Annotated in this window: 25 protein-coding genes and 2 pseudogenes; 20 read left to right on the top strand and 7 right to left on the bottom strand. The window is 69.3% G+C overall.

Annotated features, from left to right (window positions below; translation table 11 throughout):
* Positions 1 to 28: 28 nt before the first annotated feature.
* Entirely contained in the window at positions 29 to 697 is a 669-nt protein-coding gene (locus tag ABIC66_RS23890) for an arylesterase (RefSeq protein WP_354073797.1), read from the bottom strand.
* A gap of 76 nt (positions 698 to 773) precedes the next feature.
* Here ABIC66_RS23890 and ABIC66_RS23895 point away from each other — a divergent pair, with 76 nt between their 5' ends.
* Complete coding sequence (locus tag ABIC66_RS23895; RefSeq protein ID WP_354073799.1) at positions 774 to 2,102, top strand: PQQ-dependent sugar dehydrogenase; 1,329 nt, start codon at positions 774 to 776, stop codon at positions 2,100 to 2,102.
* Here ABIC66_RS23895 and tetR read toward each other — a convergent pair.
* Positions 2,086 to 2,709 carry a tetracycline resistance transcriptional repressor TetR gene (gene tetR / locus ABIC66_RS23900; protein ID WP_354073801.1) on the bottom strand — a complete coding sequence of 208 codons (624 nt, stop codon included), beginning with the start codon at positions 2,707 to 2,709 and terminating at the stop codon, positions 2,086 to 2,088. The genes ABIC66_RS23895 and tetR overlap by 17 nt on opposite strands.
* A 94-nt stretch (positions 2,710 to 2,803) precedes the next feature.
* Between tetR and tet the strand changes: the two genes are divergently transcribed.
* The 13 genes and pseudogenes from tet (at position 2,804) to yihA (ending at position 13,501) form a co-directional block, all read left to right on the top strand.
* Positions 2,804 to 4,015 carry a Tet(A)/Tet(B)/Tet(C) family tetracycline efflux MFS transporter gene (tet, locus tag ABIC66_RS23905; protein WP_354073803.1) on the top strand — a complete coding sequence of 404 codons (1,212 nt, stop codon included), beginning with the start codon at positions 2,804 to 2,806 and terminating at the stop codon, positions 4,013 to 4,015.
* A gap of 79 nt (positions 4,016 to 4,094) precedes the next feature.
* Entirely contained in the window at positions 4,095 to 4,424 is a 330-nt protein-coding gene (locus ABIC66_RS23910) for a hypothetical protein (protein WP_354073805.1), read from the top strand.
* Between the two features lie 57 nt (positions 4,425 to 4,481).
* Positions 4,482 to 4,784 (top strand): hypothetical protein, encoded by a 303-nt coding sequence (locus tag ABIC66_RS23915; RefSeq protein ID WP_354073806.1) that lies wholly within the window; start codon positions 4,482 to 4,484, stop codon positions 4,782 to 4,784.
* A 51-nt stretch (positions 4,785 to 4,835) separates the two neighbouring features.
* Positions 4,836 to 4,982, top strand: coding sequence for a hypothetical protein (locus ABIC66_RS23920; protein WP_354073808.1), 147 nt, complete (start codon positions 4,836 to 4,838; stop codon positions 4,980 to 4,982).
* A 113-nt stretch (positions 4,983 to 5,095) separates the two neighbouring features.
* A complete protein-coding gene (locus ABIC66_RS23925; RefSeq protein WP_354073810.1) occupies positions 5,096 to 6,496 on the top strand; it encodes a flavin-containing monooxygenase in 1,401 nt (466 codons plus the stop codon).
* Positions 6,497 to 6,622: 126 nt separating this feature from the next.
* Positions 6,623 to 6,874, top strand: a complete 252-nt coding sequence (locus ABIC66_RS23930) for a DUF2164 domain-containing protein (protein WP_354073812.1) — start codon at positions 6,623 to 6,625, stop codon at positions 6,872 to 6,874.
* Between the two features lie 206 nt (positions 6,875 to 7,080).
* Complete coding sequence (locus ABIC66_RS23935) at positions 7,081 to 7,716, top strand: TetR/AcrR family transcriptional regulator (RefSeq protein ID WP_354073813.1); 636 nt, start codon at positions 7,081 to 7,083, stop codon at positions 7,714 to 7,716.
* A gap of 166 nt (positions 7,717 to 7,882) precedes the next feature.
* A pseudogene (locus ABIC66_RS23940) lies at positions 7,883 to 8,935 on the top strand (alpha/beta hydrolase); the annotation flags it as partial.
* A gap of 122 nt (positions 8,936 to 9,057) precedes the next feature.
* Complete coding sequence (locus ABIC66_RS23945; RefSeq protein WP_354073817.1) at positions 9,058 to 10,053, top strand: NADPH:quinone oxidoreductase family protein; 996 nt, start codon at positions 9,058 to 9,060, stop codon at positions 10,051 to 10,053.
* 229 nt (positions 10,054 to 10,282) lie between these two features.
* The gene (gene rpmH / locus ABIC66_RS23950; RefSeq protein ID WP_004622337.1) at positions 10,283 to 10,417 is read left to right on the top strand and encodes a 50S ribosomal protein L34; all 135 of its coding nucleotides are present in this window, start codon (positions 10,283 to 10,285) and stop codon (positions 10,415 to 10,417) included.
* 93 nt (positions 10,418 to 10,510) lie between these two features.
* On the top strand, positions 10,511 to 10,969 hold the full coding sequence (gene rnpA / locus ABIC66_RS23955; RefSeq protein WP_502910405.1) for a ribonuclease P protein component: 459 nt from the start codon (positions 10,511 to 10,513) through the stop codon (positions 10,967 to 10,969).
* Positions 10,970 to 10,976: 7 nt separating this feature from the next.
* Positions 10,977 to 12,824 (top strand): membrane protein insertase YidC, encoded by a 1,848-nt coding sequence (gene yidC, locus ABIC66_RS23960; RefSeq protein WP_354073821.1) that lies wholly within the window; start codon positions 10,977 to 10,979, stop codon positions 12,822 to 12,824.
* Entirely contained in the window at positions 12,824 to 13,501 is a 678-nt protein-coding gene (gene yihA, locus ABIC66_RS23965; protein ID WP_354073823.1) for a ribosome biogenesis GTP-binding protein YihA/YsxC, read from the top strand. Before yidC ends, yihA begins: the two co-directional genes overlap by 1 nt.
* A 16-nt stretch (positions 13,502 to 13,517) precedes the next feature.
* On the opposite strand, the pseudogene ABIC66_RS23970 reads toward yihA, so the two are convergent.
* A pseudogene (locus tag ABIC66_RS23970) lies at positions 13,518 to 13,637 on the bottom strand (hypothetical protein); the annotation flags it as partial.
* Positions 13,638 to 13,738: 101 nt separating this feature from the next.
* Between ABIC66_RS23970 and ABIC66_RS23975 the strand changes: the two are divergent.
* Positions 13,739 to 14,215 carry an ASCH/PUA domain-containing protein gene (locus tag ABIC66_RS23975; protein WP_354073825.1) on the top strand — a complete coding sequence of 159 codons (477 nt, stop codon included), beginning with the start codon at positions 13,739 to 13,741 and terminating at the stop codon, positions 14,213 to 14,215.
* Positions 14,216 to 14,294: 79 nt separating this feature from the next.
* Positions 14,295 to 14,744, top strand: coding sequence for a nuclear transport factor 2 family protein (locus ABIC66_RS23980; protein WP_354073827.1), 450 nt, complete (start codon positions 14,295 to 14,297; stop codon positions 14,742 to 14,744).
* Positions 14,745 to 14,778: 34 nt separating this feature from the next.
* Here ABIC66_RS23980 and ABIC66_RS23985 read toward each other — a convergent pair whose 3' ends face one another.
* The 4 genes from ABIC66_RS23985 to ABIC66_RS24000 form a co-directional block, all read right to left on the bottom strand.
* The gene (locus tag ABIC66_RS23985; protein ID WP_354073829.1) at positions 14,779 to 15,231 is read right to left on the bottom strand and encodes a chemotaxis protein CheW; all 453 of its coding nucleotides are present in this window, start codon (positions 15,229 to 15,231) and stop codon (positions 14,779 to 14,781) included.
* Positions 15,232 to 15,482: 251 nt separating this feature from the next.
* Complete coding sequence (gene cydX, locus ABIC66_RS23990) at positions 15,483 to 15,602, bottom strand: cytochrome bd-I oxidase subunit CydX (protein ID WP_035043223.1); 120 nt, start codon at positions 15,600 to 15,602, stop codon at positions 15,483 to 15,485.
* Positions 15,603 to 15,616: 14 nt separating this feature from the next.
* Entirely contained in the window at positions 15,617 to 16,768 is a 1,152-nt protein-coding gene (gene cydB, locus ABIC66_RS23995) for a cytochrome d ubiquinol oxidase subunit II (protein ID WP_354073831.1), read from the bottom strand.
* Between the two features lie 13 nt (positions 16,769 to 16,781).
* Entirely contained in the window at positions 16,782 to 18,347 is a 1,566-nt protein-coding gene (locus ABIC66_RS24000) for a cytochrome ubiquinol oxidase subunit I (RefSeq protein WP_354073833.1), read from the bottom strand.
* A gap of 123 nt (positions 18,348 to 18,470) precedes the next feature.
* On the opposite strand from ABIC66_RS24000, the gene cydD reads away from it, so the two are divergent.
* From cydD to fixJ, 4 genes are all read left to right on the top strand, one after another.
* Positions 18,471 to 20,102, top strand: coding sequence for a thiol reductant ABC exporter subunit CydD (cydD, locus tag ABIC66_RS24005; protein WP_354073835.1), 1,632 nt, complete (start codon positions 18,471 to 18,473; stop codon positions 20,100 to 20,102).
* A gap of 64 nt (positions 20,103 to 20,166) precedes the next feature.
* Entirely contained in the window at positions 20,167 to 21,750 is a 1,584-nt protein-coding gene (locus ABIC66_RS24010) for an amino acid ABC transporter ATP-binding/permease protein (RefSeq protein WP_354073837.1), read from the top strand.
* Between the two features lie 308 nt (positions 21,751 to 22,058).
* A complete protein-coding gene (locus tag ABIC66_RS24020) occupies positions 22,059 to 23,546 on the top strand; it encodes a PAS domain S-box protein (protein WP_354073841.1) in 1,488 nt (495 codons plus the stop codon).
* Entirely contained in the window at positions 23,539 to 24,153 is a 615-nt protein-coding gene (gene fixJ / locus ABIC66_RS24025; RefSeq protein ID WP_354073843.1) for a response regulator FixJ, read from the top strand. Before ABIC66_RS24020 ends, fixJ begins: the two co-directional genes overlap by 8 nt.
* Position 24,154: the final 1 nt, after the last annotated feature.

A 24,154-nucleotide genomic window follows, 5' to 3' on the forward strand; every position in this document is an offset into this window, starting at 1 on the left:
TGCGCTTCGCCCGGGATGACAGGTTCTTCTACCCGCGCAGCGCCTGCGCCACCACCGGCGCCAGCCGTTCGGCGATGATCCGCGCGCCCTCGGCGTTCGGATGGATGCCGTCCCGCTGCATGAGCCGCGAGACGCCGATCACGCCGGTGAAGAAGTCCGGCGCGTAGAACACACCCAGCTCGCGCGCCAGGTCCGGATAGATCGCCGTGAAGCGGCGGGCGTAGTCAACGCCCAGCAGGGCCGGGGCTCGCATGCCCGCCAGCACCACGCGGATGTTGCGCTCCTTCAGATGCTGGACGATGGCCCGCAGGTTGGCGCGGGTCCAGGACGGGTCGGCGCCTTGCAGCAGGTCGTTGCCGCCCAGGGCCACGACGCAAACCGTGGTCCCCGCCGGCACCCGCTCGACCCGCGACAGCCCGCCCAGGGTAGTGTCGCCCATCACGCCGAACCCGAAGACGCGGGCGTTCACGCTCATCTGGCCCAGCGCCGACTGGAGCCGCGCGGGCAAGGCCAGGTCGGTGGCCACGCCAAGGCCCGCGGTTATGGAATCGCCCAGCACGGTGACCAGCGGCGGCGCGGACGGTTTGAACGCGACCTTTTTGTGGGGTGATGCGAAGGCGGCGCTCGGCGCGCTCAGGGCCAGCAGGCTGGCGAGAAGACGACGACGGTCGATGGCCTCGGATGGGAACTTCAACATGGTCGAACCCGTATCAACTACCATGGCCGAGTAGAGCCCCTTTGCGTTGAACGCTGGATGAAGGAGGAAAGCGGCTATGCGTCGCAGGTTTCGCGAGATCTTGATCATCGGCGCCGCCTTCACGGCCCTGGCCGCCTGCGACCAAAGCCAAGGCCAGCAAGGCTCCGCCGTCGGCTATGGCCCCAACCCCGTCCTGCCCGCGCCAGAACACGCCCTGTTGCCGACCGTTAAGGTTTCGGACGTGGTCGGCTGGCCCGCCGGCGTCACGCCCCGCGCGCCGGCCGGCTTCAAGGCGCAGCCGTTCGCGACGGGTCTGGATCACCCGCGCTGGCTGCTGGTGCTGCCCAACGGCGACGTGCTGGTCGCCGAAAGCAACGCCCCGCCCAAGAAGGAGCCGCCGCACGGCCTCAAGGGCTTCTTCGAAAAGATGCTGATGAAGAAGGCCGGGGCCGGCGTGCCCAGCGCCAACCGCATCACCCTGCTGCGCGACGCCGACCACGACGGCGTGGCCGAGCTGAAGACGCCGTTCCTGACCAACCTCTATTCCCCGTTCGGCATGGCCCTGGTCGGCGACACGCTGTACGTGGCCAACGCCGACGCCATCGTCGCCTTCCCCTACACGGAGGGGCAGACCAGCATCACCGCCGCGCCGCGCAAGGTGACCGATCTGCCCGGCGGGCCGATCAACCACCACTGGACCAAGAACATCATCGCCAGCAAGGACGGGACCAAGCTGTTCGCCACCGTCGGCTCCAACAGCAATGTCGGCGAGAACGGCATCCCGGCCGAGACCGATCGCGCCGCGATCCTCGAGGTCGACCTGGCCACCGGCGCCAAGCGCGTCTTCGCTTCTGGCCTGCGCAATCCCAACGGCCTGGGCTGGAACCCGGCCAATGGCGAGCTGTGGACCGCCGTCAACGAGCGCGACGAGCTGGGTAACGACCTGGTGCCCGACTACATGACCTCGGTGCGCGAGGGCGGCTTCTATGGCTGGCCCTACAGCTACTACGGCCGCCACGTCGACAAACGGGTCAAGGACGCCGACCGCCGTCCGGACCTGGTCGAGCAGGCCATCGTCCCCGACTACGCCCTGGGCGCCCACACCGCCTCGCTGGGCCTGACCTTCTACGAAGGCCAAAGCTTCCCGCCGCACTATCGCGGCGGAGTGTTCATCGGCCAGCACGGCTCGTGGAACCGCAAGCCCCAGTCCGGCTACAAGGTGATCTTCGTGCCGTTCAGCGGCGGCAAGCCAGCCGGCGGCGTCGAGGATTTCCTGACCGGCTTCCTGAACGCCGGGGGCAAGGCCCAGGGGCGGCCCGTGGGCGTGACGGTGGACGCGACCGGCGCGCTGCTGGTGGCGGACGATGTGGGGAACGCGGTCTGGCGGGTCAGTCCGGCGGGCTAGCCAGCTCCGCCTCCGCGCCCTTGATCATCAGCGTGATCCCCCGCTCGAAAAGGCCCGCATGGCCGCTCTGGCGGTAGTGGGCGATGCCCTCGGCCAGTACGGGATAGGCCTTGGCCGCTTCGTCCAGCTGGGCTTGCTCGATCGCGCCGTCCATGGGCGAGGCCTGCTCCTCCAGCACGCAGCCGACCACATAGCGGCTGACGGCGATGAACAGGTGCATCGCCTGGGCCGGCGAGAACCCGGCCCGCACCAGGGCCATGGCCTGCGCCTCGACGTGGTCGAGGTCGCCCGGCTCGGCCTCGGTGCCGGCATGCACACGCGCCCCGTCGCGATAGCTCAGCAGGGCGGCGCGGAAGCTGCGCGCGTTGCGCCGCACGAAGTCCTGCCACGCCTCGCCCTCGCGAGGCACGCGGGCCTCGTGGGCGCGCGCCAGGATCTCGCCGTTCATCGCGTCTAGCAGGGCGCGCTTGTTCTTGAAGTGCCAATACAAAGCCGGTTGGCGCACGCCCAGGCGCTCGGCGATCACCCGGGTCGACAGGGCGTCGACCCCGACCTCGTTCAGCAGCTCCAGCGCCGTCTCCAGGATGCGCCGGCGATCGACCTTCATGTCATTCCTTTCGGCCGCGCTTACATGAATCGCTTGACCGCGCGGCCGATCCGGACTTTATCGCCGATAAGGAACTTTATCGATGATAAATTTTATGCGTGACCGCTCCAAGACCGCCTTCGGCCTGATCCTCGCCACCGTGGCCCTCGACATCGCCGGGCTGGGCCTCGTCATGCCCATCATTCCGCGCCTGTTGCGCGAGGTCGGCCATACCGGCGACCTGGGCTGGCGGTTCGGGGCGTTCCTGGGCCTCTACGCCCTGATGCAGTTCCTATGCGCCCCGGTGCTGGGGGCGATCAGCGACAAGGTCGGGCGACGCCCGGTGCTGCTGGTCTCGCTGGCCGGCGCGGCGATCGACTATGTGTTCATGGCCTTGGCCCCGAGCCTGGCCTGGCTGTTCGTCGGCCGCGCCATCGCCGGGATCACCGGCGCCAACCTGGCCGTCGCCCAGGCCTATATCGCCGACATCACCCCCGAGGAGCAGCGGGCCCGGCGCTATGGCCTGTTCAGCGCCATGTTCGGCATCGGCTTCATCCTGGGCCCTGTGCTGGGCGGGTTCCTGGGCGCGGCCTGGGTGCGCGCGCCGTTCCTGGCCGCCGCGGCGCTGAACGGCGTGAACTTCCTGATGGCGCTGTTCATCCTGCCGGAGTCGCACAAGGGCTCCGCGAGAGGCAAGTTTTGGACCTTCGACCGCAAGGCCTTCAATCCGTTCTCGTCGCTGCGCTGGGCGGCCGCCTTCCCGGCCCTGCTGCCGCTGCTGATCGCGTTCGCGATCCTCAATGTGGTCGGCGAGGTCGGCGGCACGATCTGGGTGGTCTATGGCGAGGACAAGTTCGCCTGGGATCCCTGGACGGTCGGTTTCTCGCTGGCGGGCTTCGGCGTCTTCCAGGCCCTGACCCAGGGCTTCGTGGCCGGACCGCTGGCCGAGCGGTTCGGCGAGCGCCGGGCCCTGACCTTCGGCATCCTCTGCGACGCCTTCGCCTATGTCGCCATCGCCCTGGCGACCAAGGGCTGGATGGCCTTCCTGCTGCTGCCGATGTTCTGCCTGGGCGGGGTCGGCCAACCGGTGATCCAGTCCCTGCTGTCGCGCCAGGTCGGCGAGGACCAGCAGGGTCGGCTGCAGGGCGTGCTGGCCAGCCTGGCGAGCCTGGCCTCGATCGTCGGCCCCGTGGTCATCGCCCAGGTCTATTTCGCCAGCCGGGGCTGGTTCCCCGGCCTGGTCTGGGCGGCCGGGGCGGTACTGGGCCTGATGTGCCTGCCGATCTTCCTGAGCCGCCGCGAAGAGACACTCGCGCAGCAGGACTGACGCGGGGAGGGTTGCGGCGGGGGAATAGGGTGAAACATGGTTAACGGCCCCTTCACCCTGCCGCGCTAATCTGCGGACCATGCGCCGCGCTCTCCTCGCCTTGCTGTTGATCGCCATCGCCGGTCCGGCCCTGGCCGGCCAGGCGACGATCCCGGCCCAGCCGAAGCCGAAGGCCAAGCCGGCCGCGACGATCCAGGCGCCGCTCGACATGCCCAGCTTCGTCCTGCCCGCGCCCATCCCGCTGGCCGTCGGCCGGCCGGCCGGCGACACTCAGCAGTGCAAGGCGACCTGCTCGAAGACCCTCTATTTCTGTCAGTCGGGCGGTGACGACGACGGTTGCGGCGGCCGCTGGGCCCAGTGCAACGCCGCTTGCACGGCCACCTATTCGCCGGCGCGTTTTGGACACTGAGCTCCCTAAGGGATCGTGGCCGGTTGCCACCCCGCCATGCTCGGCTAGGGTAGTCGCATGATCCGCCGTCCGGCCCGCATCGTCGCGCGACTGCTGTCCCTGCTGGCGGCCGTGCTGCTGGCCGTGTCGCCGCTGGCGCCGGCCATGGCCAAGCCGCTCGACTGCTGCCCGGACGCGCCCTGCCGCGATCTCGACAAGTCGACGTGCCCGCAGGTCTGCGCGACGACCTGCATCGTCGTCCCCGCGCCGATCGAGGCCCAGGCCGAACCGGTCCGCCTCGAGACCGCGCCGCCCGAGCAACGCCCCGCGCCGCGCCTCGTCGGCCGCAGCATCACGCCGGAGCCGCCTCCGCCCCGTTGAGACCCGCATTCCAGGACCAATTCCATCAACCTGAAATCGGATACTCAAATCATGAAACGCATCGTCTCGATCGCGGCCTTCGCGCTGCTCGCTTCCGCCACGGCCGCCTACGCCGCCGCGCCGGAGGCCGTCCACAAGGCCGTCGAAGCCTGCTGCGCCCTGGGCGCGGCCTGCTGCAACGGCGGCCCTTGCTGCTAGGGTGAAGGCCGGGCGCCCGTCTCGAAAGAGGCGGGCGCTTCACCCAGCGGCCGCTTGTCGCCCCGCATAACGCCGTTACACTCACCTGAACAACGATAAGTCAGGAGGGTGGAATGTCGGCCAAGTCCCCCAGGGGCAAGCTCCCGAAAGCGTGCGTCATCGGCGCGGGCTGCAGCGGCTTCACCACGATCAAGCGGCTGAAGGACTTCGGCGTCCCCTACGACTGCTTCGAGATGTCCGACGAGATCGGGGGCAACTGGTACTACAAGAACCCCAACGGCATGTCGGCCTGCTACGAGAGCCTGCACATCGATACCTCGAAGTGGCGGCTGGCGTTCGAGGACTTCCCGGTTCCCAAGGACTGGCCCGACTTCCCGCACCACGCGCAGCTGTTCCAGTACTTCAAGGACTATGTCGACCACTTCGGCCTGCGCGAGACCATCACCTTCAACACCCGGGTCGAGCGCGCCCAGCGCACGGACGAGGGTCTGTGGTCGGTGACGCTCTCGACGGGCGAGACGCGGCTCTACGACGTCCTGTTCGTCTGCAACGGCCACCATTGGGATCCGCGCGTCCCGGAATATCCCGGCGAGTTCGACGGCCCCGCCTTCCACGCCCACGCCTATAGCGACCCGTTCGATCCGGTCGACATGCGCGGCAAGAACGTCGTGGTGGTCGGCATGGGCAATTCGGCCATGGACATCGCCAGCGAGCTGGCCCAGCGGCCGATCGCCAAAAACCTCTGGGTCTCGGCTAGGCGCGGGGTCTGGGTGTTCCCGAAATATCTGCACGGCAAGCCGGCGGACAAGTCGGCCATGCCGGCCTGGATGCCGCGCAAGCTGGGCCTGGCCATCGTCCGCAACCTGATCGTCAAGACGGTCGGCCGGATGGAGGACTACGGCCTGCCCAAGCCCGATCACCAGCCGCTGGAGGCCCATCCGTCGGTGTCGGGCGAGTTCCTGACCCGGGCCGGTTGCGGCGACATCAAGTTCAAGCCGGCGATCAAGGCGCTGGAGGGCAAGCGCGTGCGCTTCGCCGACGACAGCGTCGAGGACGTCGACGCCATCGTCTTCGCCACCGGCTACAAGATCAGCTTCCCATTCTTCGACGATCCCGACCTGAAGCCGGGCGCCGACCACCGCTTCCCGCTGTTCAAGCGGATGATGAAGCCGGGGATCCCGAACCTGTTCTTCATGGGCCTGGCCCAGCCGCTGCCGACCCTGGTCAATTTCGCCGAGCAGCAGGCCAAGCTGGCGGCCTCGTACCTGGCCGGAACCTACGCGCCGCCGCCGGAGGCGGAGATGGTGAAGATCATGGCCAAGGACGAGGAGCGCCACACGGGCCAGTTCTACGACTCGGCGCGGCACACGATCCAGGTCGACTTCAACCTCTACTGCGCCGACCTCAGGAAGGAGATCGCCAAGGGCGCGGCGCGGGCGCGAAGCCAGGGCGGCAAGCTGCCGGTGGCGGCTCTCGCGGAGATCAAGACGGAGCCGCTGCTGGCCCCCACCTGATCGCTTCGCGATCGTCCGCCCCCAGAGGGGGCGGAAGACGCGCGTCGTCCCTCTTCCCCCTGCGGGGGAGGAGCGCCGTAGGCGCGGAGGGGGCAAGTGCGATACCCCTTCGGCCAAAGGATTCCCATGCCCAAGATCACCTTCGACAAGGACACCCGCGCCAAGCTGATCGGCGGGCTCTCGGACTATCTGCGGACCGAGCTCGATCTCGACGTGAAGGGCTTCGACGCCGAGTTCCTGCTCGACTTCATCAGCGAGCGGCTGGGGCCGTACTACTACAACCAGGGCCTCCACGACGCCTCGGCGCTGTACCGCGAGAAGCTGGAGGCGATCAGCGAGGCGGTGTGGGAGATCGAGGCGCCGGTGCAGCCGCTTTGAAAACTGTCATCCCGGACAAGCGCGAAGCGCGCCGATCCGGGACCGCGGAAAGCTCGGCGCTTCGGGCGGTCCCGGGTCTCCGCTGCGCTGCGCCCGGGATGACAGCGCTGGGGAGGCTCCGACGCCAAGCCTCTTGCCACCCGCCCCAGAGTAAGGCTGTGATCGTGACGGGGCGTCACCATCGTCCCGCTGTCGAGTCGCCGTCCATGTCGAACATCGCCTACTTTCCCAAGCCCCACATCGATCAGCGGCCGGGCAAGCGGGAACGCACCAAGGTCGCCAATCGCCAGGCGATCCTGGACGCCGCGCGCGAGGTATTCGGCGAGTTGGGCTACGACGCCGCCACGGTGCGCGACATCATCCGCCGCACGGGTTTGGCCTCGGGCACCTTCTACAATTACTACAAATCCAAGGAGGAGGTGTTCGACGCCCTGGCCGACGACGGCGCCCGCCGCTTCCGGCCACTGCTGCGCGTCGAGTCCGAGAAGGCCACCGACTTCGAGTCGTTCCTGCGCGGGGCGATCCTGGCCTATTTCAATTTCGTGGCCCTTGAGCAGGAGAGCTGGCGCCTGAACCGGCCGCCCGGCGAGCAGATCCCGCACGCCCGCCTGACGCCCGAGGTGGCGGCGGTGTTCGACGAGGTCCGCGAGGCCTTCGCCCGGGTGCTGGAGCGCGAGCACGCGCCGCCGGTGGATCTGGACTACCTGACCTCGGCCTGCATCGCCGTGGCCCGCGAGATCGGCGACAAGATGCTGGAGCGCCGCCCCATCGACACCCAGGGCGCGGCGGACTTCGCGGTCAAGCTGATCCTGGGCGGCCTCCCCGCCCTGCCGAGATTGTAGGGGCGCGAGATGGCCAACTTCCCTGTCATCCCGGACAAGCGCGCAGCGCGCCGATCCGGGACCGCCGAAAGCGCCGAGTTTCTTGCGGCCCCGGCTCTCCGCTACGCTACGGCCGGGATGACAGCAAAAAGCGGGCTCTAGGATCAACCAACAACAAAGACTAGTGGGGGAAACCATGGCCTCGGACGCCGCCCAGAAAGCCATACTGAAACTGATCCTGTCGCTGCCCAGCCCGATCCTGCGGGCCATGTCGGGCGGCGGGGTCGTCTACAAGGGCGGCCGCACCCTGGACCCGCGCTTTCAGTTCTTCGCCCACGCGGCCAAGAAGCTGCCGGCCCTGTCGACGCTGAGCCCGGCCGAGGCCGTGGCCGGCAGCGCCCGGGGCCTGGCCGCCGTCCAGGGGCCTCTGGAGCCGGGCGTGCGCACCGAGAGCCTGTCGATCGAGGGCCCGAACGGACCGGTCCCCTGCCGCGCCTATCGCCCCGACAACCAGGACTCGGGCGCCCCGCTGATCGTCTATGCCCACATGGGCGGCGGGGTGATCGGGGATCTGGAGACCTGCCACGCCTTCTGCTCGATCCTGGCCCGGATCGCCCGCACGGCGGTGATCTCGGTCGACTACCGTCTGGCTCCCGACCACAAGTTCCCGGCCGGACTGGAGGACGTGCTGGCCGCCTATCGCTGGGCGCGCGACAACACCGGCCGCTTCGGCGCCGGCTCGGCCCCGCCGGCCATCGGCGGCGACAGCATGGGCAGCAATTTCGCGGCCATCGTCGCCCAGGAGATGAAGCGTAAGGGCGAGCCCCAGCCGGCCGTCCAGATCCTGATCTATCCCGCCGTCGACGTGGCCAGCGAGACCGCGTCCATGACCACCTATGCCGACGCCTATCCTCTGACCCGGGCGACCATGGACTGGTTCATGGGCCACTATATGGGCGCCGACGCCGATCCGGCCGATCCGCGCCTGTCGCCGGACAAGACCGCCGACCTGTCGGGCCTGGCCCCCGCCGTCATCGCCACCGCCGGCTTCGATCCCCTGGTCGACCAGGGCCAGGCCTATGCCCAACGCCTGCAGGCCGCCGGCGTCCCGGTGCTGTACCGCTGCTATGACAGCCTGGCGCACGGGTTCACGGCCTTCACCGGCGCGATCCCGGCGGCGGACGGGGCCTGTCGCGAGATCGCGGGGCTGGTGCGGGAGATGTTCGAGACGCGGGGTTAGACACCCCTTTCCTGTCATCCCGGGCGGCGTAGCCGACCCGGGACCGCCGGAAGCGCCGAGCCTGCCGCGGTCCCGGCTCTCCGCTTCGCTGCGGCCGGGATGACAAGCTTTTTGGGATTAGGATGACCCGTCCCCCCACCATGCGCGCCCTCGTCGTCGAGGCGCTGGCCCCCGACTTCGCCGGCTGCGCGGTCCGCGAGATCCCCACGCCCGAGCCTGGCCCCAGCGAGGTTCTGGTCCGCGTCCGCGCGGCCAGCGTCAACTTCCCCGACCTGCTGATGACGCGCGGCGCGTACCAGTTCAAACCGCCCCTGCCCTTCACGCCCGGCCTGGACCTCGCGGGCGAGGTCGCGGCGCTGGGCCAGGGCGTGACCGGCTTCCAGGTCGGCGACGCCGTGGTCGGCGGGGCGCGGCTGGGCGGGTTCGCGGAGTACGCCGTGCTCTCCGCCGAGGCCCTCAAGCCCAAGCCCGCGCGGCTGTCGTTCGCGCAAGGCGCCGCCTATGGCGCGGCCTATCTGACCGCCTATGTCGCCCTGGTCCGCCGCGCGCGGGTCGAGCCCGGCGAGTGGGTGCTGGTCCACGGCGCGGCCGGCGGCGTGGGCTTGGCGGCGGTCGACCTGGCCAAGGCCCTGGGCGCGCGGGTCATCGCCGCCTCGGCCTCGGACGACAAGCTGGCGCGTATCCAGGCCCTCTACGCCCCCGACGCGGCCGTGAACGTCACCGAGGGCTTCCGCGACCAGGTGAAGGCGATCACCGGCGGCCGCGGGGCCGACGTGATCTATGACCCGGTCGGCGGCGACGTGTTCGACGAGAGCGTCCGCTGCATCGCCTTCGACGGGCGGCTGCTGGTCATCGGCTTCACCTCGGGGCGGATCCCGACGGTCTCGGTCAACATGCCGCTGATCAAGGGCTTCTCGGTCATGGGGGTCCGAGCCGGCGAATACGGCCGCCAGTTTCCGGACAAGGGCCGCGAGAACGCCGAGGCGGTGTGGAGAATGACCGACGAGGGCGTGATCCGGCCACACGTCCACGCCGAGCTGCCGCTGGAGCGGTGGCGCCAGGCGTTCGAACTGCTGGCCGAACGGAAGGTGGTGGGCAAGGCGGTGATCGTTCCCTGACACTGGCCCCCTCCGGATGCTACGCATCCTCCTCCCCCGGAGGGGGAAGAAGGTCGCGACATTTCCTCTTCCCCCTCCGGGGGAGGAGGGCCGCAGGCCCGGAGGGGGCAAGTTCTCTAAGTCCCTGAACCGACTCAGGTTGACATCCCCGCCCCGTTCTTTTATCCACCGCCCCTCACTCGCGGGGCCACCGTCTCGCGTTCAACGTTTTGCATTTCGGAGCCACGTCGTGAAGCGCACCTTCCAGCCGTCGAAGCTCGTGCGTGCCCGCCGTCACGGCTACCGCGCGCGTATGGCCACCAAGAACGGCCAAAAGGTCGTCGCGCGTCGCCGCGCCAAGGGCCGCAAGCGCCTGACCGCCTAATTTCTCTACCTCCCTCGGGAGGTAAGACGATGATCAAAGCCGCCTTTTCCACAGACCTGGTTTCAGGTTCTCGCCGGAAAGGCGGCTTTTTTCATGCCTGAACCCCGGCCTGAGCCCCAGATGCTCAAGTTCGAGCGCTTACGTAAGCGCCCCGACTTCCTGCTGGCGGCCAAGGCTCCGGCCCTGTCGCGCGGCGCGGTGTTCGTCCAGATGCGCAAGCGCCCCGACCAGGATCCCGTGGTCAGGGTTGGCTTCACCGCCACCAAGAAGATCGGCGGGGCCGTCGATCGCAACCGCGCCAAGCGCCGCCTCCGAGAGGCCGCCCGGCTGGTCCTGCCCCTTCATGCGCGCCCTTCGCACGACTATGTGTTCATCGCGCGCGGCGGAACCACGACGCGCGAATGGGGGCGTTTGCTTGACGATGTCAAAACCGCGCTGATAAGCCTCGCCGCCGAGCACGATCGGGCGGGAGCCAGACTCCCGCAACCGTCGTCCGGCGCCGCCCCTAAAGACGCCTCTTCCCAACAACCCGATCTCAAAGTTTCCGGTTAAGCGCTCCATGCAGAACGACAACAAAAACACGCTGATGTTCATCGTCAGCGCGTTCGTGATCCTGATCGGGTACCAGTTCTTCATCCTGGGTCCGCAGCAGAAGAAGGCCGAGGCCGAGGCGCGCGCCAAGAAGGCCGCCCAGCAACAGGTCGCCGCCCAGCAGGGCGTGACCCTGGACGCCAACGGCAATCCGGCCCCGCTGCGCCTGTCGCGCGATCAGGCCAAGGCCCAGAGCCCGCGCGTCGTGGTCGACACCCCGGCCCTGTCGGGCTCGATCGCCCTGAAGGGCGGCCGCATCGACGACCTCTATCTGCGCAAGTACGCCGAGACGATCGACAAGAATTCGCCGCCGGTCGAGCTGTTCCGCCCCGAGGGCGCCGAGCACGCCTGGTTCGCCGATTTCGGCTGGGCCGGCGCCAACCTGCCGGGCCTGCCCGACAGCCGCACCGTCTGGACCGCCGCGCCGGGCCAGGTGCTGCGCCCCAATTCGCCCGTCACCCTGACCTACGACAACGGCGCGGGCCTGATCTTCACCCGCGTCATCGCCGTCGACGACCAGACGATGTTCACCGTCACCGACAGTGTCCGCAACGTCGGGACCCAGGGCCTGCAACTGGCCCCCTACGCCACCGTCCAGCGCCAGGGCATCACCGACAAGCTGGGCAAGACCCAGATCGTCCACGAGGGCGCCATCGGCGTCCTGGGCGCGGGCAAGGACCAGAAGCTGGAGCTGAACAAGTACGGCAAGTGGAAGAAGGACAAGCCGCTGACGACCTTCGACTCGGTCGGCGGCTGGGCCGGGATCACCGACAAGTACTGGCTGGCGGCCCTGATCCCCGGCCAGGACCAGACGATCAAGGCGCAGTACCGCATGACCAATGTCGGCGGCACCGACGTCTATGACGTCAACTTCGTCGGCCCGACCCAGGCCCTGAACCCGGGCGCGACCCTGACGCAGAAGACCCGCCTGTTCGCCGGCGCCAAGACCGTGCCGCTGCTGCGCAAGTACGAGTACGGCGCGACGACCCCGCCGGCCATCTGGGAGTTCTGGAGCACCGCCAAGGCCGAGATCCCGCGCTTCGACGACGCCGTCGACTGGGGCATGTTCCGCTTCTTCACCCGCCCGATCTTCAACATCCTGGAGATCTTCTACAAGCTGGTCGGCAACTTCGGTCTGGCCATCATGGCGCTGACCGTTCTGCTCAAGCTCATCCTCTATCCGATGGCGGACAAGAGCTATGAGAGCATGGCCAAGATCAAGAAGATCTCCCCCGAGGTCGAGAAGCTGAAGGCCAAGCACAAGGACGATCCGGCCAAGCAGCAGCAGGAGATGATGGCCCTGTACGCCAAAGAGAAGATCAACCCGATGATGGGTTGCCTTCCGATGCTGGTGCAGATCCCGGTCTTCTACTCGCTGTACAAGGTGCTGACCGTCACCATCGAAATGCGCCACGCGCCGTTCTTCGGCTGGATCCACGACCTGTCGTCGCCCGACCCGACCACCTTGTTCAACCTGTTCGGCCTGATCCCCTGGGACCCCGCCACCCTGCCGGTGGTGGGCGCCTCGATCGCCCACGTGGGCATCTGGCCGCTGCTGTATGGCTTCACCATGTGGCTGACGACCTCGATGAACCCGCCGGCCGGCGATCCGGTGCAGCAAAAGATCTTCCAGCTGTTTCCGATCATCTTCACCTTCACCCTGTCGGGGATGTCGGTCGGCCTGGTGATCTATTGGTGCTGGTCAAACGTCCTGACCATCATCCAGCAGTATGTGATCATGCGCCGCTATGGCGTCGAGAACCCGATCGACAAGCTCCTCGCGCGCCTGCAGGGCAAACCCGTTAGCGCGACCTGATGAGCGACGAGAAGCCCCTTCCCGCGATCCTGCCCGGCGCGGCCGACTTCACGGACGAGCAGATCGAGACGGCGCGCGTGTTCTTCGCCCAGCCGGTGTCGTTCATCATGGGCGCGGTGCGGATGGACGCCATGCCGCCGTCCGACCTGCCGGAAGTGGCCTTCGCCGGCCGCTCCAACGTCGGCAAGTCCAGCCTGATCAACGGGCTGGTGGGCCAGAAGTATCTGGCCCGCGCCTCGAACGAGCCGGGCCGCACGCGGGAGATCAACTTCTTCCTGCTGGCCGAGCAGGTGCGCCTGGTCGACCTGCCTGGCTACGGCTTCGCACGCGTCTCACGCTCGATCGCCGACAAGTTCCAGGACCTGGGCCGGGCCTATCTGCGCGGCCGGCCGAACCTGAAGCGCGTCTACGTCCTGATCGACGCCCGCCACGGCCTGAAGAAGGTCGACCTGGAGGCCCTGGACGCCCTGGACGTCGCGGCGGTCAGCTACCAGATCGTCCTGACCAAGGCCGACAAGATCAAGCCGGCGGAAGTCGACAAGGTCGTGGCCGAGACCCAGAAGGCGATCGCCAAGCGCGCCGCGGCCTTCCCGCGCGTGCTGGCCACCTCGTCCGAAAAGGGCCTGGGCATGCCGGAACTGCGCGCCGAGATCGTCCGGCTCTGCATCGACGAGTAGACTGACGCCCAACCCCTATCGTGTCATCCCGGACGGCCCGCGGGGCCGATCCGGGACCCAGGGGTCGGCGCACTGCGGTTGCCCCTGGGTCCCGGCTCTCCGCTTCGCTGCGGCCGGGATGACACACTAGGAAGATCGGCTTTCGGGCCTTTCCACAGCCCTCTTGTCGTCCATTAACCCCGCGCTAGGTTCCAACCGCCAGAACCGCCCGCTTCCGTTCCTAGAAAAGCCCCGCCCATGACCCGCCACGAACTCAAGACCTGGCCCAAATACTTCGCCGCCGTCCGCTCGGGTCAGAAGCGTTTCGAGATCCGCCGCAACGACCGCGAGTTCAAGGTCGGCGACATCCTGGTGCTGCGCGAGTTCGATCCGGAGGACGACGCCTATACCGGCCAGGTCGAGGAGCGCCAGATCACCTTCCTGCTGTCGGAAGAGGACTACGGCGTGATCCACGGCTTCGTGGCCATCGGTTTCGGCGAGGTCGCCCCGCATCCGGACGCGGCCGCCGAGGTCACCGCCGACAGCTTGGCGCAGTGGCACGAGACCGCCGCCTCCAACGCCGCCCTGCGCGCCCAGGAGGCCCGCAAGGTCTCGGAAAGCTACGCCGCCAACAATATGAGCGTCGCCGCCGACCGTCACGGCGCGGTGGCCGACCTGGCCGCGGCCGAGGCCGGTTTCCACGCGGCGGCCGCCCGGATCGTCCGCAAAAGCTGAGCCGTCTGACCTCCCAGGTCATTGCCTGCCCGCCGAAGCCCGCTAGGCTCCGCCGCGTCCAATGCGGTCGGAGAGGGTCATGCGGTCACTGAAAGCCTGTCTCGTCATCGGCGCGGCCTTGCTGGCGGCGCCGGTTCACGCCGAACAGAAGTTCGGCGACTACCATACCTTGCCCAAGGACCTGGCCGAGGCGGCGACCGCCTATGACGCCGCCCAGTTCTACGCCAACAAGGCCGAGCTGGAGCGGCTGCTGGCCGACGACTACGTCCTGGCCGACACCCAGAACAGGAACCAGACCAAGGCCCAGTTCATCGCCGAACAGACCGCGCCCGGCAGCAAGACGCTGACGCTGTCGCTCGATGTCGATGTGCAGAAGGTGTGGGACGACGGCGCCGTGCTGGCCGGCACGGCCGACGCCACGGGCCTGGACAAGGGCAAGCCCTTCACGGTCAAGGTCCGGTTCGTCGATGTCTGGGCCAAGCGCGCGGGGCGCTGGCTGGTAGTCTACACCCAGGCCAACAAGCTCTAGAGCCTCCCCCGCCCGCGGGGGAGCATCGCGAGGCTTAGGCCGCTTCGCTGACCACGGTCGGGAACACGTCGTCCATGCGCAGATAGGTGATCAAGCGGTTTTCCATCGAGATGATCGCCTGGATGTAGCGCAGCTCTTCCACGCCGACGTCCGGGGCCGGCTGCAGGCTGTCGCGCGGCACGGTGAAGGTTTCCGACACGGCGTCGACCAGGATGCCGGCCAGGCGGTCGCGGCACTCGACGACGACGATCACGTGACGGGTCTCGGGGATGGTCACACCCAGGCCCAGGCGGTTGCGCAGGTCGATGACCGGCATGATCGCGCCGCGCAGATTGATGACCCCGCGCATGTAGCTGGGGGCGTGCGGGATCGGCGTGGCCGGGGTCCAGCCGCGGATTTCACGCACCGTCTTCACGTCGATGCAGAACTCCTGCTCGCCGATGCAGAACGAGATCAGCTCCAGCGCGGGCGCGGTGTTGTCGGTCATGGCGAAGTCCCCCGGGTAGAATGTGCGTGGTCGAGGCCGCGTTTCGTCGCGCTTCGACCGGCCGCCAGAAGAGCCTAGACCGTCTTTAACAAGCGTTAAGGCTGGGGTTGGCAGGGCGCGGTCGAATGTCGCGGCCTGACACGGTTGTCATCCCGGGCAAGCGCAGCGCAGACCCGGGACCGCCACGGGCTCGGCGCTTCCGGCGGTCCCGGCTCGGCGCGCTTCGCGCTTGGCCGGGATGACAGGGTAGCTCAGGGCTCCGACAGCCCTTCGTCGCCGTCGTCCGACAGGTTGAACTCGTACCAGACGCCGTTCAGCACGCCGAAGGCGACGGCCAGGCCCAGGCCCAGGATCCAGGTGAAGTACCACATGGCTTTAGCGTCCTTCAGTACAGGTCGGGGTTGGTGGCGAGGGCGCCGGTCGTGCTTTTGCCCCACAGCACCCGGTAGACCCAGGCGGTGTAGAGGATGACCAGCGGCAGGAAGACCGCTGTGACGATCAGCATGACGAACAGGGTCAGGTGGGTCGACGAGGCGTTCCACACCGTCAGGCTGGAGCGCGGGTCGAAGCTGCTGGGCAGGATGAACGGGAACATCGACAGGCCCACGGTCCCGACGATGCCGGCGGTCGAGGCCGAGGAGCCGGCGAACGCGGCCCAGGCCTTGTTGTACCGCATGCCGATCAGGGCCAGGCCCGCGCCGGCGAAGCCCAGCACCGGGGCCAGGATCATCCAGCCGTGGCGGCCGTAGTTGTCCAGCCAGGCGCCTGGAGCGCGGACGGCGGACGCGCCGCGTAGGGGGTTCGAAGGACCAGCCGCGTCGGCCAGGCCCTCGATCCGGAAGCCCAGGCCGCCGAACGCCACCCAGAAGCCGCCGGCCGCGAACAGCACGATGCTGGCCAGGCCGGCGATTTCGCCGATCCGGCGGGCGCGCTCGGTGACCGGGCCTTCCTCGGCCTTGACCGTCAGCCAGGCCGCGCCGTGCAGCACCAGCATGGCCACCGACAATAGGCCGCACAGCAGGGCGAACGGCGAGAAGAGGCCGATGAAGGAGCCCTCGTAGAAGGCCCGCAGGTCGCTATCCAGCCGGAAGGGCGCGCCCTGCAGCACGTTGCCCAGGGCCACGCCGAAGCACAGCACCGGCACGAAGCCGCCGACGAACAGCCCCCAGTCCCAGAACGCCCGCCACTTCGGATGCGGCCGCTTGGACCGGTACTTGAAGCTGACCGGCCGTAGGATCATCGCCGCCAGCACCACGAACAGGGCCAGATAGAAGCCCGAGAAGCTGATGGCGTAGACAAACGGCCAGGCCGCGAAGATCGCGCCGCCGCCCAGGATGAACCACACCTGGTTGCCTTCCCAGGTCGCGCCGACGGTGTTGATGACCATGCGTCGCTCGCTGTCGTCCTTGGCCACGAACGGCAGCAGGGCGCCGACGCCCATGTCGTAGCCGTCGGTCAGGGCGAAGGCGATCAGCAGCACGCCCACCAGGGCCCACCAGATGACGCGGAGCGAGGCGTAGTCGATCGGGAGTTCCATGATCTTGGTCTCCTTAGGCGGTCATGGGTTCGGGCTCGGGCGACGCGCCGTCCGGGACGGGGTCGTGCTGAGCGAACGGGCCCTTCTTGACGGCGCGCACGATCAGGCCGACCTCGACCACGGCCAGCGCGCCGTACAGCAGGGTGAAGACCGCGATGCTGGTGATCAGCTGCGGGACGGACAGGCTGGAGGCGCCCAGGAAGGTCGGCAGCACGCCGTCCACCGCCCAGGGCTGGCGCCCGACCTCGGCCAGCACCCAGCCCAGCTCGGTCGAGATCCAGGGCAGCGGAAGGGCGGCCACGGCGATGAACAGGAACCACTTGGTCTCGTGCCGGCGCAGGGTGACCAGCACGAAGGCCGTGGCGAACAGGGCGATCATCAGGAGGCCGATGCCGGCCATGATCCGGAAGGCCCAGAACATCACCGGCACGTTGGGCACCGCGTCCCAGGCCGCCTTCTTGATCACGTCCGGACTGGCCTGGCGCGGGTCGGGGACGTAGCGCTTCAACAGCAGGGCGTAGCCCAGGTCGCGGCGGTGCTGCTCGAAGGTCGCGCGGGCGGTCATGTCGCCGGGATTGGCCTTCAGGGCCTCGACCGCGCCATAGGCGACGATCCCCGACTCGATGCGGTCCTCGGCCTTGGCGACCAGTTGGAAGATGCCCTCCACCGGCTTGTCGAGGCTGCGGGTGGCGATCAGGCCCAGGACATAGGGGATCTTGACCTCGTAGTGGGTCTTGCGCGCCTGCAGGTCGGGAATGCCGAACGCGGTCAGGCCGGCCGGGGCGGGCTCGGTCTCCCACATGGCCTCTAGCGCCGCCAGCTTCATTTTCTGGTTGTCGGTCAGGGCGTAGCCGCTCTCGTCGCCCAGCACGACGACCGACAGCGACGAGGCCAGGCCGAAGGCGGCGGCCACGGTCAGCGAGCGCTTGGCGACGCCGATGTGCTTGCCCTGCAGCAGATAGAGGGCCGAGATCCCGAGCACGAACACCGAGGCGATCACATAGCCGGCGCTGACGGTGTGGACGAACTTGGCCTGGGCCACCGGGTTGAACAGCACGTCGCGGAAGCTGGTCACCTCCATGCGCATGGTGTCGGGGTTGAACGCCGCGCCCATCGGGTTCTGCATCCAGCCGTTGGCGACCAGGATCCACAGGGCCGACAGGTTGGTGCCCAGGGCGACCAGGAAGGTCACGGCCAGGTGGCCCACGCGGCTGAGCTTGTCCCAGCCGAAGAACATCAGCCCGACGAAGGTGGCCTCCAGGAAGAAGGCCATCAGCCCCTCGATCGCCAGCGGGGCGCCGAAGATGTCGCCGACATAGTGCGAGTAGTAGGACCAGTTCATGCCGAACTGGAATTCCATGGTGATGCCGGTGGCCACGCCCAGGGCGAAATTGATGCCGAACAGCACGCCCCAGAACCGGGTGACGGTCCGCCAGATCGGCCGCTTGGTCATCACATAGATGCTCTCCATGATGACCAGCATGAAGCTGAGCCCCAGGGTGAGCGGCACGAACAGGAAATGGTACAGGGCTGTGAGCGCGAACTGGAGGCGCGACAGGTCGATGACGGCGGGGTCCATGGACAGCTCCGAGACGAACGGCCGATGATCACGCCGCTCGAGAGCCAAGCTCTGGACCGACCCGACCGCCCAGTCCTTGATCGGGATCAAGGTTTCCGGACGAAACCAGCCTACACTCAACTTATGGGCTCCGGCATAGTACAGATCGATCGTTTCTCGGCGCCCAAGGCGTGGCTGGACCAAATCGGTCGGACGCGAGGCTCCGCCGCGGGCCGCGCGCGGCTGTTCGTCCTGCTGGATGGCCTGGCCGCGATCGGCTTCGCGGCGGGACTGGCGTTCGGGATCGACGCGATCGCCGGGCGGCGCGGCGCCCCGACGCTCGCCCTCTGGCTGCTTCTCATCGCCAGCGCCATGATCGCGCGGGGCCTACTCGCTCGCGCGGCCGGTACGGCGGGGGCGCGGGCCGCCGCCGACGCCAAGGTCAAGGTCCGAGCCGATCTGGCGCGCGCCATCTTCGGCGGTCGACGCCGGCCGGCCGGCGAGGCGACCACCGCCCTGGTCGAGGGCGTCGAGGCGCTGGACGGCCATGTCGCCCGCTTCCTGCCCGCCCGGCTGGCCGCCGCCGTCCTGCCGCTGGCGATGATCGCCGTCGCCGCGATCGCCAGCCCGATCTGCGCGGCGATCCTGCTGGCCACGCTGATCCCGTTCATCGTCGCCATGGTCCTGGCCGGGACGGCCGCCGCCGCCGAGAGCCGCGCCCAGTTCGTGGCCCTGGAACGGCTGTCGGGCCTGTTCCTCGACCGCGTCCGCGCCCTGCCCGTGGTGCTGGCCTTCCAGGCCGAAGCGGCGACCACGGCGGCCCTGCGCCGCTCGGCCTCGAACCTAGCCGAGCGTACGATCCGGGTGCTGCGCGTGGCCTTCCTGTCGTCGGCCGCGCTGGAGTTCTTCGCGGCCCTGTCGGTGGCCCTGGTCGCGGTCTATTGCGGCTTCAACCTGCTGCGCCTGCTGCCCTTCCCCGTTCCCGAGACCCTGGACCTGAAGCGCGCCTTCTTCGTCCTGGCCCTGGCGCCCGAGATCTACGCGCCGATGCGCCGCCTCGCCGCCGCCTATCACGACCGCCAGGCCGCCGAGGCCGCCACCGCCAGCCTGGCGACGTTCGAGGCCCCGGCGCCGAGGCCGGCCGCGACGCCGCTGAGCAAGGCTCCGACGATCCGCTTCGAGGGGGTCACGGTCCGCTACGCCGACGCCGACGCGCCGGCGCTGGAACGCTTCGATCTCACCGTCCCGGCCGGGACCATCACCGCCCTGCTCGGCCCCAGCGGCGCGGGCAAAAGCTCGATCCTGAACCTGCTGCTGGACCTCGCGCCGCTGACCGGCGGCCGCATCCTGGTCGATGGTAATCCGTATACGGATCTATCGACCGAGATCGCCTGGGCCGGTCAGTCGCCGCTGATCCTCCCGGCCTCGATCGCCGACAACCTCGCCCTGTCGCGCCGTGACGCCAGCCGCGCCGAGATCGCGGCGGCGGCCCAGGCCGTGGGCCTCTTGCTCGACCGGCCCGGCGGCCTCGACTTCGTGCTCGACGAGCGCGGCTCGGGCCTGTCCGGCGGCGAGCGCCGGCGGCTGTCCCTGGCCCGCGCCCTGCTGAAGCCCGCCCCGATCCTGCTGCTGGACGAACCGACCGCCAATCTGGACGCCGCGTCTGAGGCTGCGCTTCTGGGTGCGATCCGCAAAGCCGCCGGAGGTCGCACGACACTGATCGCGACGCATTCGGAAGCAGTGGCGGCGCTGGCGGACAAGGTGGTGCGGCTGTGATGGTGCTTTCTGGTGTTCAACCTCCAACTTCAACCGTCATCCCGCGCTTTATGGGTGTGAGTTGATGCCTCCCCGTCCCTCCCCCCTCGACACCCTGATCCGCGCCCAGAAGCGCGAGCGGGCCGGCGCCCTGCTGCTGGCGATCGTCAGCGCCGTCGGGGTCGGGGCGGCCTCGACGCTGCTGCTGGGCCTGTCGGGCTGGTTCATCGTCGCCAGCGCCGCCGCCGGCCTGGCCGGGCTGGCGACGGCCCATGCGTTCAACGTGCTGCTGCCCAGCGCCATGATCCGCCTGCTGGCCATCCTGCGCACCGCCGCCCGCTACGGCGAGCGCCTGTCCGGTCACGCCGCCGCCCTGCGCGCGCTCGCGACGATCCGCCCGGCGGTGTTCGAAAGCCTGGCCGCCGCTCCGCCAGAGCAGGCCCTGGCCCTGTCGCGCGGCGAGGCCTCGGCCCGGCTGGTGCAGGACGTCGACGCGATCGAGACCCGTTTCGTCCGGCTGTCCGCGCCGTGGAGCGCCGTCGCCGGCCTGGGGTCGGGCGTGGCCTTGGCCGCCCTCGCCGGCTGGGTCCCGGCCGTCGTCATCCTGGTCGCGGCCGGGATCGCGATCGTCACGGCCCGCGCCCTGGCCAGGCGGTTCTCCGCCCCCGCCCGCGCCGCCGTCCAGGCCAAGGTCGGCGCGTTGAAGGAGGCCGCCGCCGCGCTGGTCGCCGCCTCGTCCGAGCTGCGCGCCTACGGCCTGGACGCCTGGGCCGGCGAGACCTTGAACGCCAAGGCCGCCGAGTTGGACGCCGCGCGGCTGGCCGCCGCCCACGCCCAGGGCCTGATCGTCGCCGGCCAGGCGGCGATCCTCGGCGTCGCGGTCGCCGCCGCCGTGGGCTGCGCCGCCCCGGCCGGCGCGCCCCTGGCCGCGCTCGCGGGCCTGGCCGCCGCCATGAGCATCGATGCGCTTTCGGGCCTCGCCCAGGCCTTCGACCAAAACGGCGCGGCGACGGAGGCCCGCGCCCGGCTGGACGCGATCCTGCGCCATACGCCTCGCGCCGCCGAACGCAAGCCGGAGACCGCGCCCGCCCTGACCATCCTCGGCAGAACCCTGGCGCCGGGCGAGCGCATGGCCGTCCTCGGTCCGTCGGGCTGCGGCAAGACCACAGCGATCGAGGCTTTGCTGGGCCTTCGCGGCGCGCCGTCGTCCTATCCCCGATCGGCCTTCGCCTGGCTGCCGCAGGACGCTGGCCTGGTCGCCGGGACGGTGCGCGACAACCTGCGCCTGGCCGCGCCGAACGCGACCGACGCGCAGCTCTGGCAAGCCTTGGAAGACGCCTGCCTCGCCGACCGCGTCCGCGCCGCGCCAGGAGGCCTAGCCGCCTATCTCGGCGACGACGGCGAGCGCCTGTCCGGCGGCGAGCGGCGGCGTCTGGCCCTGGCCCGAGCCTATCTGCGCGACGCCCCCTGGCTGTTGCTGGACGAGCCCACCGAGGGGCTGGACGCGGCGACGGAGGCGCTGGTCGTGGAACGGCTGGAGCGCCGTCTGGACCGCACCGGCCAGGGCCTCGTGCTGGTCAGCCACCGCGCGGCGCCGGCGGCGGTGTGTGGGGTTAGGGTTGTGATGGGCGCGCCGGTCAATAACCGTGTCATCCCGGCCGAAGCGTAGCGTAGAGCCGGGACCGCGGCATGCTCGGCGCTTCCGGCGGTCCCGGATAGCCTCTGCGAGGCTTCCGGGATGACAGGGAAACAGCCGCGCCGCCCCAGCTACTTCATGTTCACCCGCACATAGGTCACGAACAGCACCACGGCGAACGCCGTGAACGCCGTGACCACCAGACCCAGATACGCCATTTGCCCACCCGACATCGCGGTTCTCCCTTTGATTGGCGAGCGGAGCATCGAACCTACGCAATGGCCCGTCCTTGACCTCGCTCAAACGGCGACGGCTATAAGGGCCTACGATCTGGAGCACCCATGAAGCCGGCCCGAGGCCTGTCCTCGACCCTGTTCAGCGACCCCCACCCCACCGCCTATCTGGCGGCCTTCGCGGCCGTGATGGCGACGGCGGTGGCGCGCCTGTACCTGCCGGAAGCCTTCACCGCGCCATCGTCGTTCCTGCTGTTCGTGCCCGCCGTGCTGGTCAGCGCCGCGCTGGGCGGCCTGGCCCCCGGCGTGTTCGCCACCACCTTCGCCTGGGGCAGCGTCTGGTGGGTGACGCGCGACATCCCGTTCGATCTGGTCAGCGGCCTCAGCGCCGCGATCTTCCTGTCGGTCGGTTTCGGCATGGCCGTGGGCGGCGGCTGGTTCCACGCCGCGCGACGGCGGGCGGCGGCGATCAACGACCACCTGCGCTCGATCCTCGACACCGTGCCCGACGGGGTGGTGGTCATCGACCGCGCCGGGATCATGACCTCGTTCAGCCCCGCCGCCGAGCGGATGTTCGGCTGGACCGCCGCCGAGGCCATCGGCCGCAATGTCAGCATCCTGATGCCCGACCCGCACGCGGCCGCCCACGACGGCTATATCCAGCGCTACCACCGCACCGGCGACAAGCGGATCATCGGCATGGGCCGCGTGGTGGTCGGCCAGCGCAAGGACGGCTCCACCTTCCCGATGGAGCTGGCGGTCGGCGAGACCAAGGGCGCCGCGCCCTCGTACACCGGCTTCATCCGCGACCTGACCGAGACGCAGGAGACCGAGACCCGCCTGCAGGAGCTGCAGAACGAACTGGTCCACGTCTCACGCCTGACGGCCATGGGCGAGATGGCCTCGACCCTGGCCCACGAGCTGAACCAGCCGCTGTCGGCGATCGCCAACCTGCTGACCGGCTCGCGCCGCCTGATCGACCGGGGCCGCGAAGCCGACCAGGTCAAGGTGCGTGAGGCCATCGACAAGGCCGCGGCCCAGGCGCTGCGGGCCGGCGACGTCATCCACCGGATGCGCGACTTCGTCCGCCGCGGAGCCAGCGAGCGCGACGTCGAGAGCCTGTCCAAGCTGATCGAGGAAGCCTCGGCCCTGGCCCTGATCGGCGAGAAGGACCGCCAGGTCGACGTGCGCCTGGCCCTGGATCCCGCCGCCGACGCGGTGTTCGCCGACCGGGTGCAGGTTCAGCAGGTGCTGCTGAACCTGATCCGCAACGGCATCGACGCCATGCATGACGGCGCCAGCCGCCGCCGCGCCCTGCTGATCACCAGCGAGGTGACCGAGGAGGGTTGGTCGCGGGTCAGCGTCGCCGACACCGGCCCCGGCATCGCCGACGAGGTGCGCGAGCGCCTGTTCCAGCCGTTCATGACCACCAAGCCGCAGGGCATGGGGGTGGGCCTGTCGATCTCGCGCTCGATCATCGAGGCGCACGGCGGGCGCATCTGGGCCGAGGCCAATCCCGGCGGCGGGGCCCTGTTCCGCTTCACCCTGCCGCCCGCCGACAACCCCGCTTATCAGAAGGACTCCGTCGATGAGTGACGCTCCCCCCGTCGTGCATGTGGTCGACGACGACGAAAGCGCCCGCGAGTCCCTGGCCTTCCTGCTGGAGTCGGCCGACTTCGAGGTTGTGACCTACGCCAGCGCCCCGGCCTTCCTGGACGCCCTGGCCGACGCCCGGCCCGGCGTGGTGATCACCGACGTGCGCATGCCCGAGATGAGCGGCCAGGAGCTGGTCGCCCGCCTCGCCGCCCTGAAGGTCCGCATGCCGATCATCATGATCACCGGCCACGGCGACATCCCGATGGCGGTCGAGGCCATGCGCTCGGGGGTCGTCGACTTCATCGAGAAGCCGTTCTCGGAAGCCCGGATGCTGGACGCCCTCTCCCGCGCCCTGAAGGCGACCGAGGCGGCGCCGGTCACCGACGATCAGGCCGCCGTTCTCCACCGGCTGGAGACCCTGTCCGAACGCGAGCGCCAGGTGCTGGACGGCGTCGTCGCCGGCCACGCCAACAAGGTCATCGCCCGCGAGCTGGGCATCAGTCCGAGGACGGTGGAGATCTACCGCGCCAAGCTGATGACCAAGATGCAGGCCGACAATCTGGCCGCCCTGGTGCGAATGACGCTGTCGGTGCGGGGGCCCGCGTAAA

The organism is Caulobacter sp. 1776 (assembly GCF_040545685.1).
Taxonomy (GTDB): Bacteria; Pseudomonadota; Alphaproteobacteria; order Caulobacterales; family Caulobacteraceae; genus Caulobacter.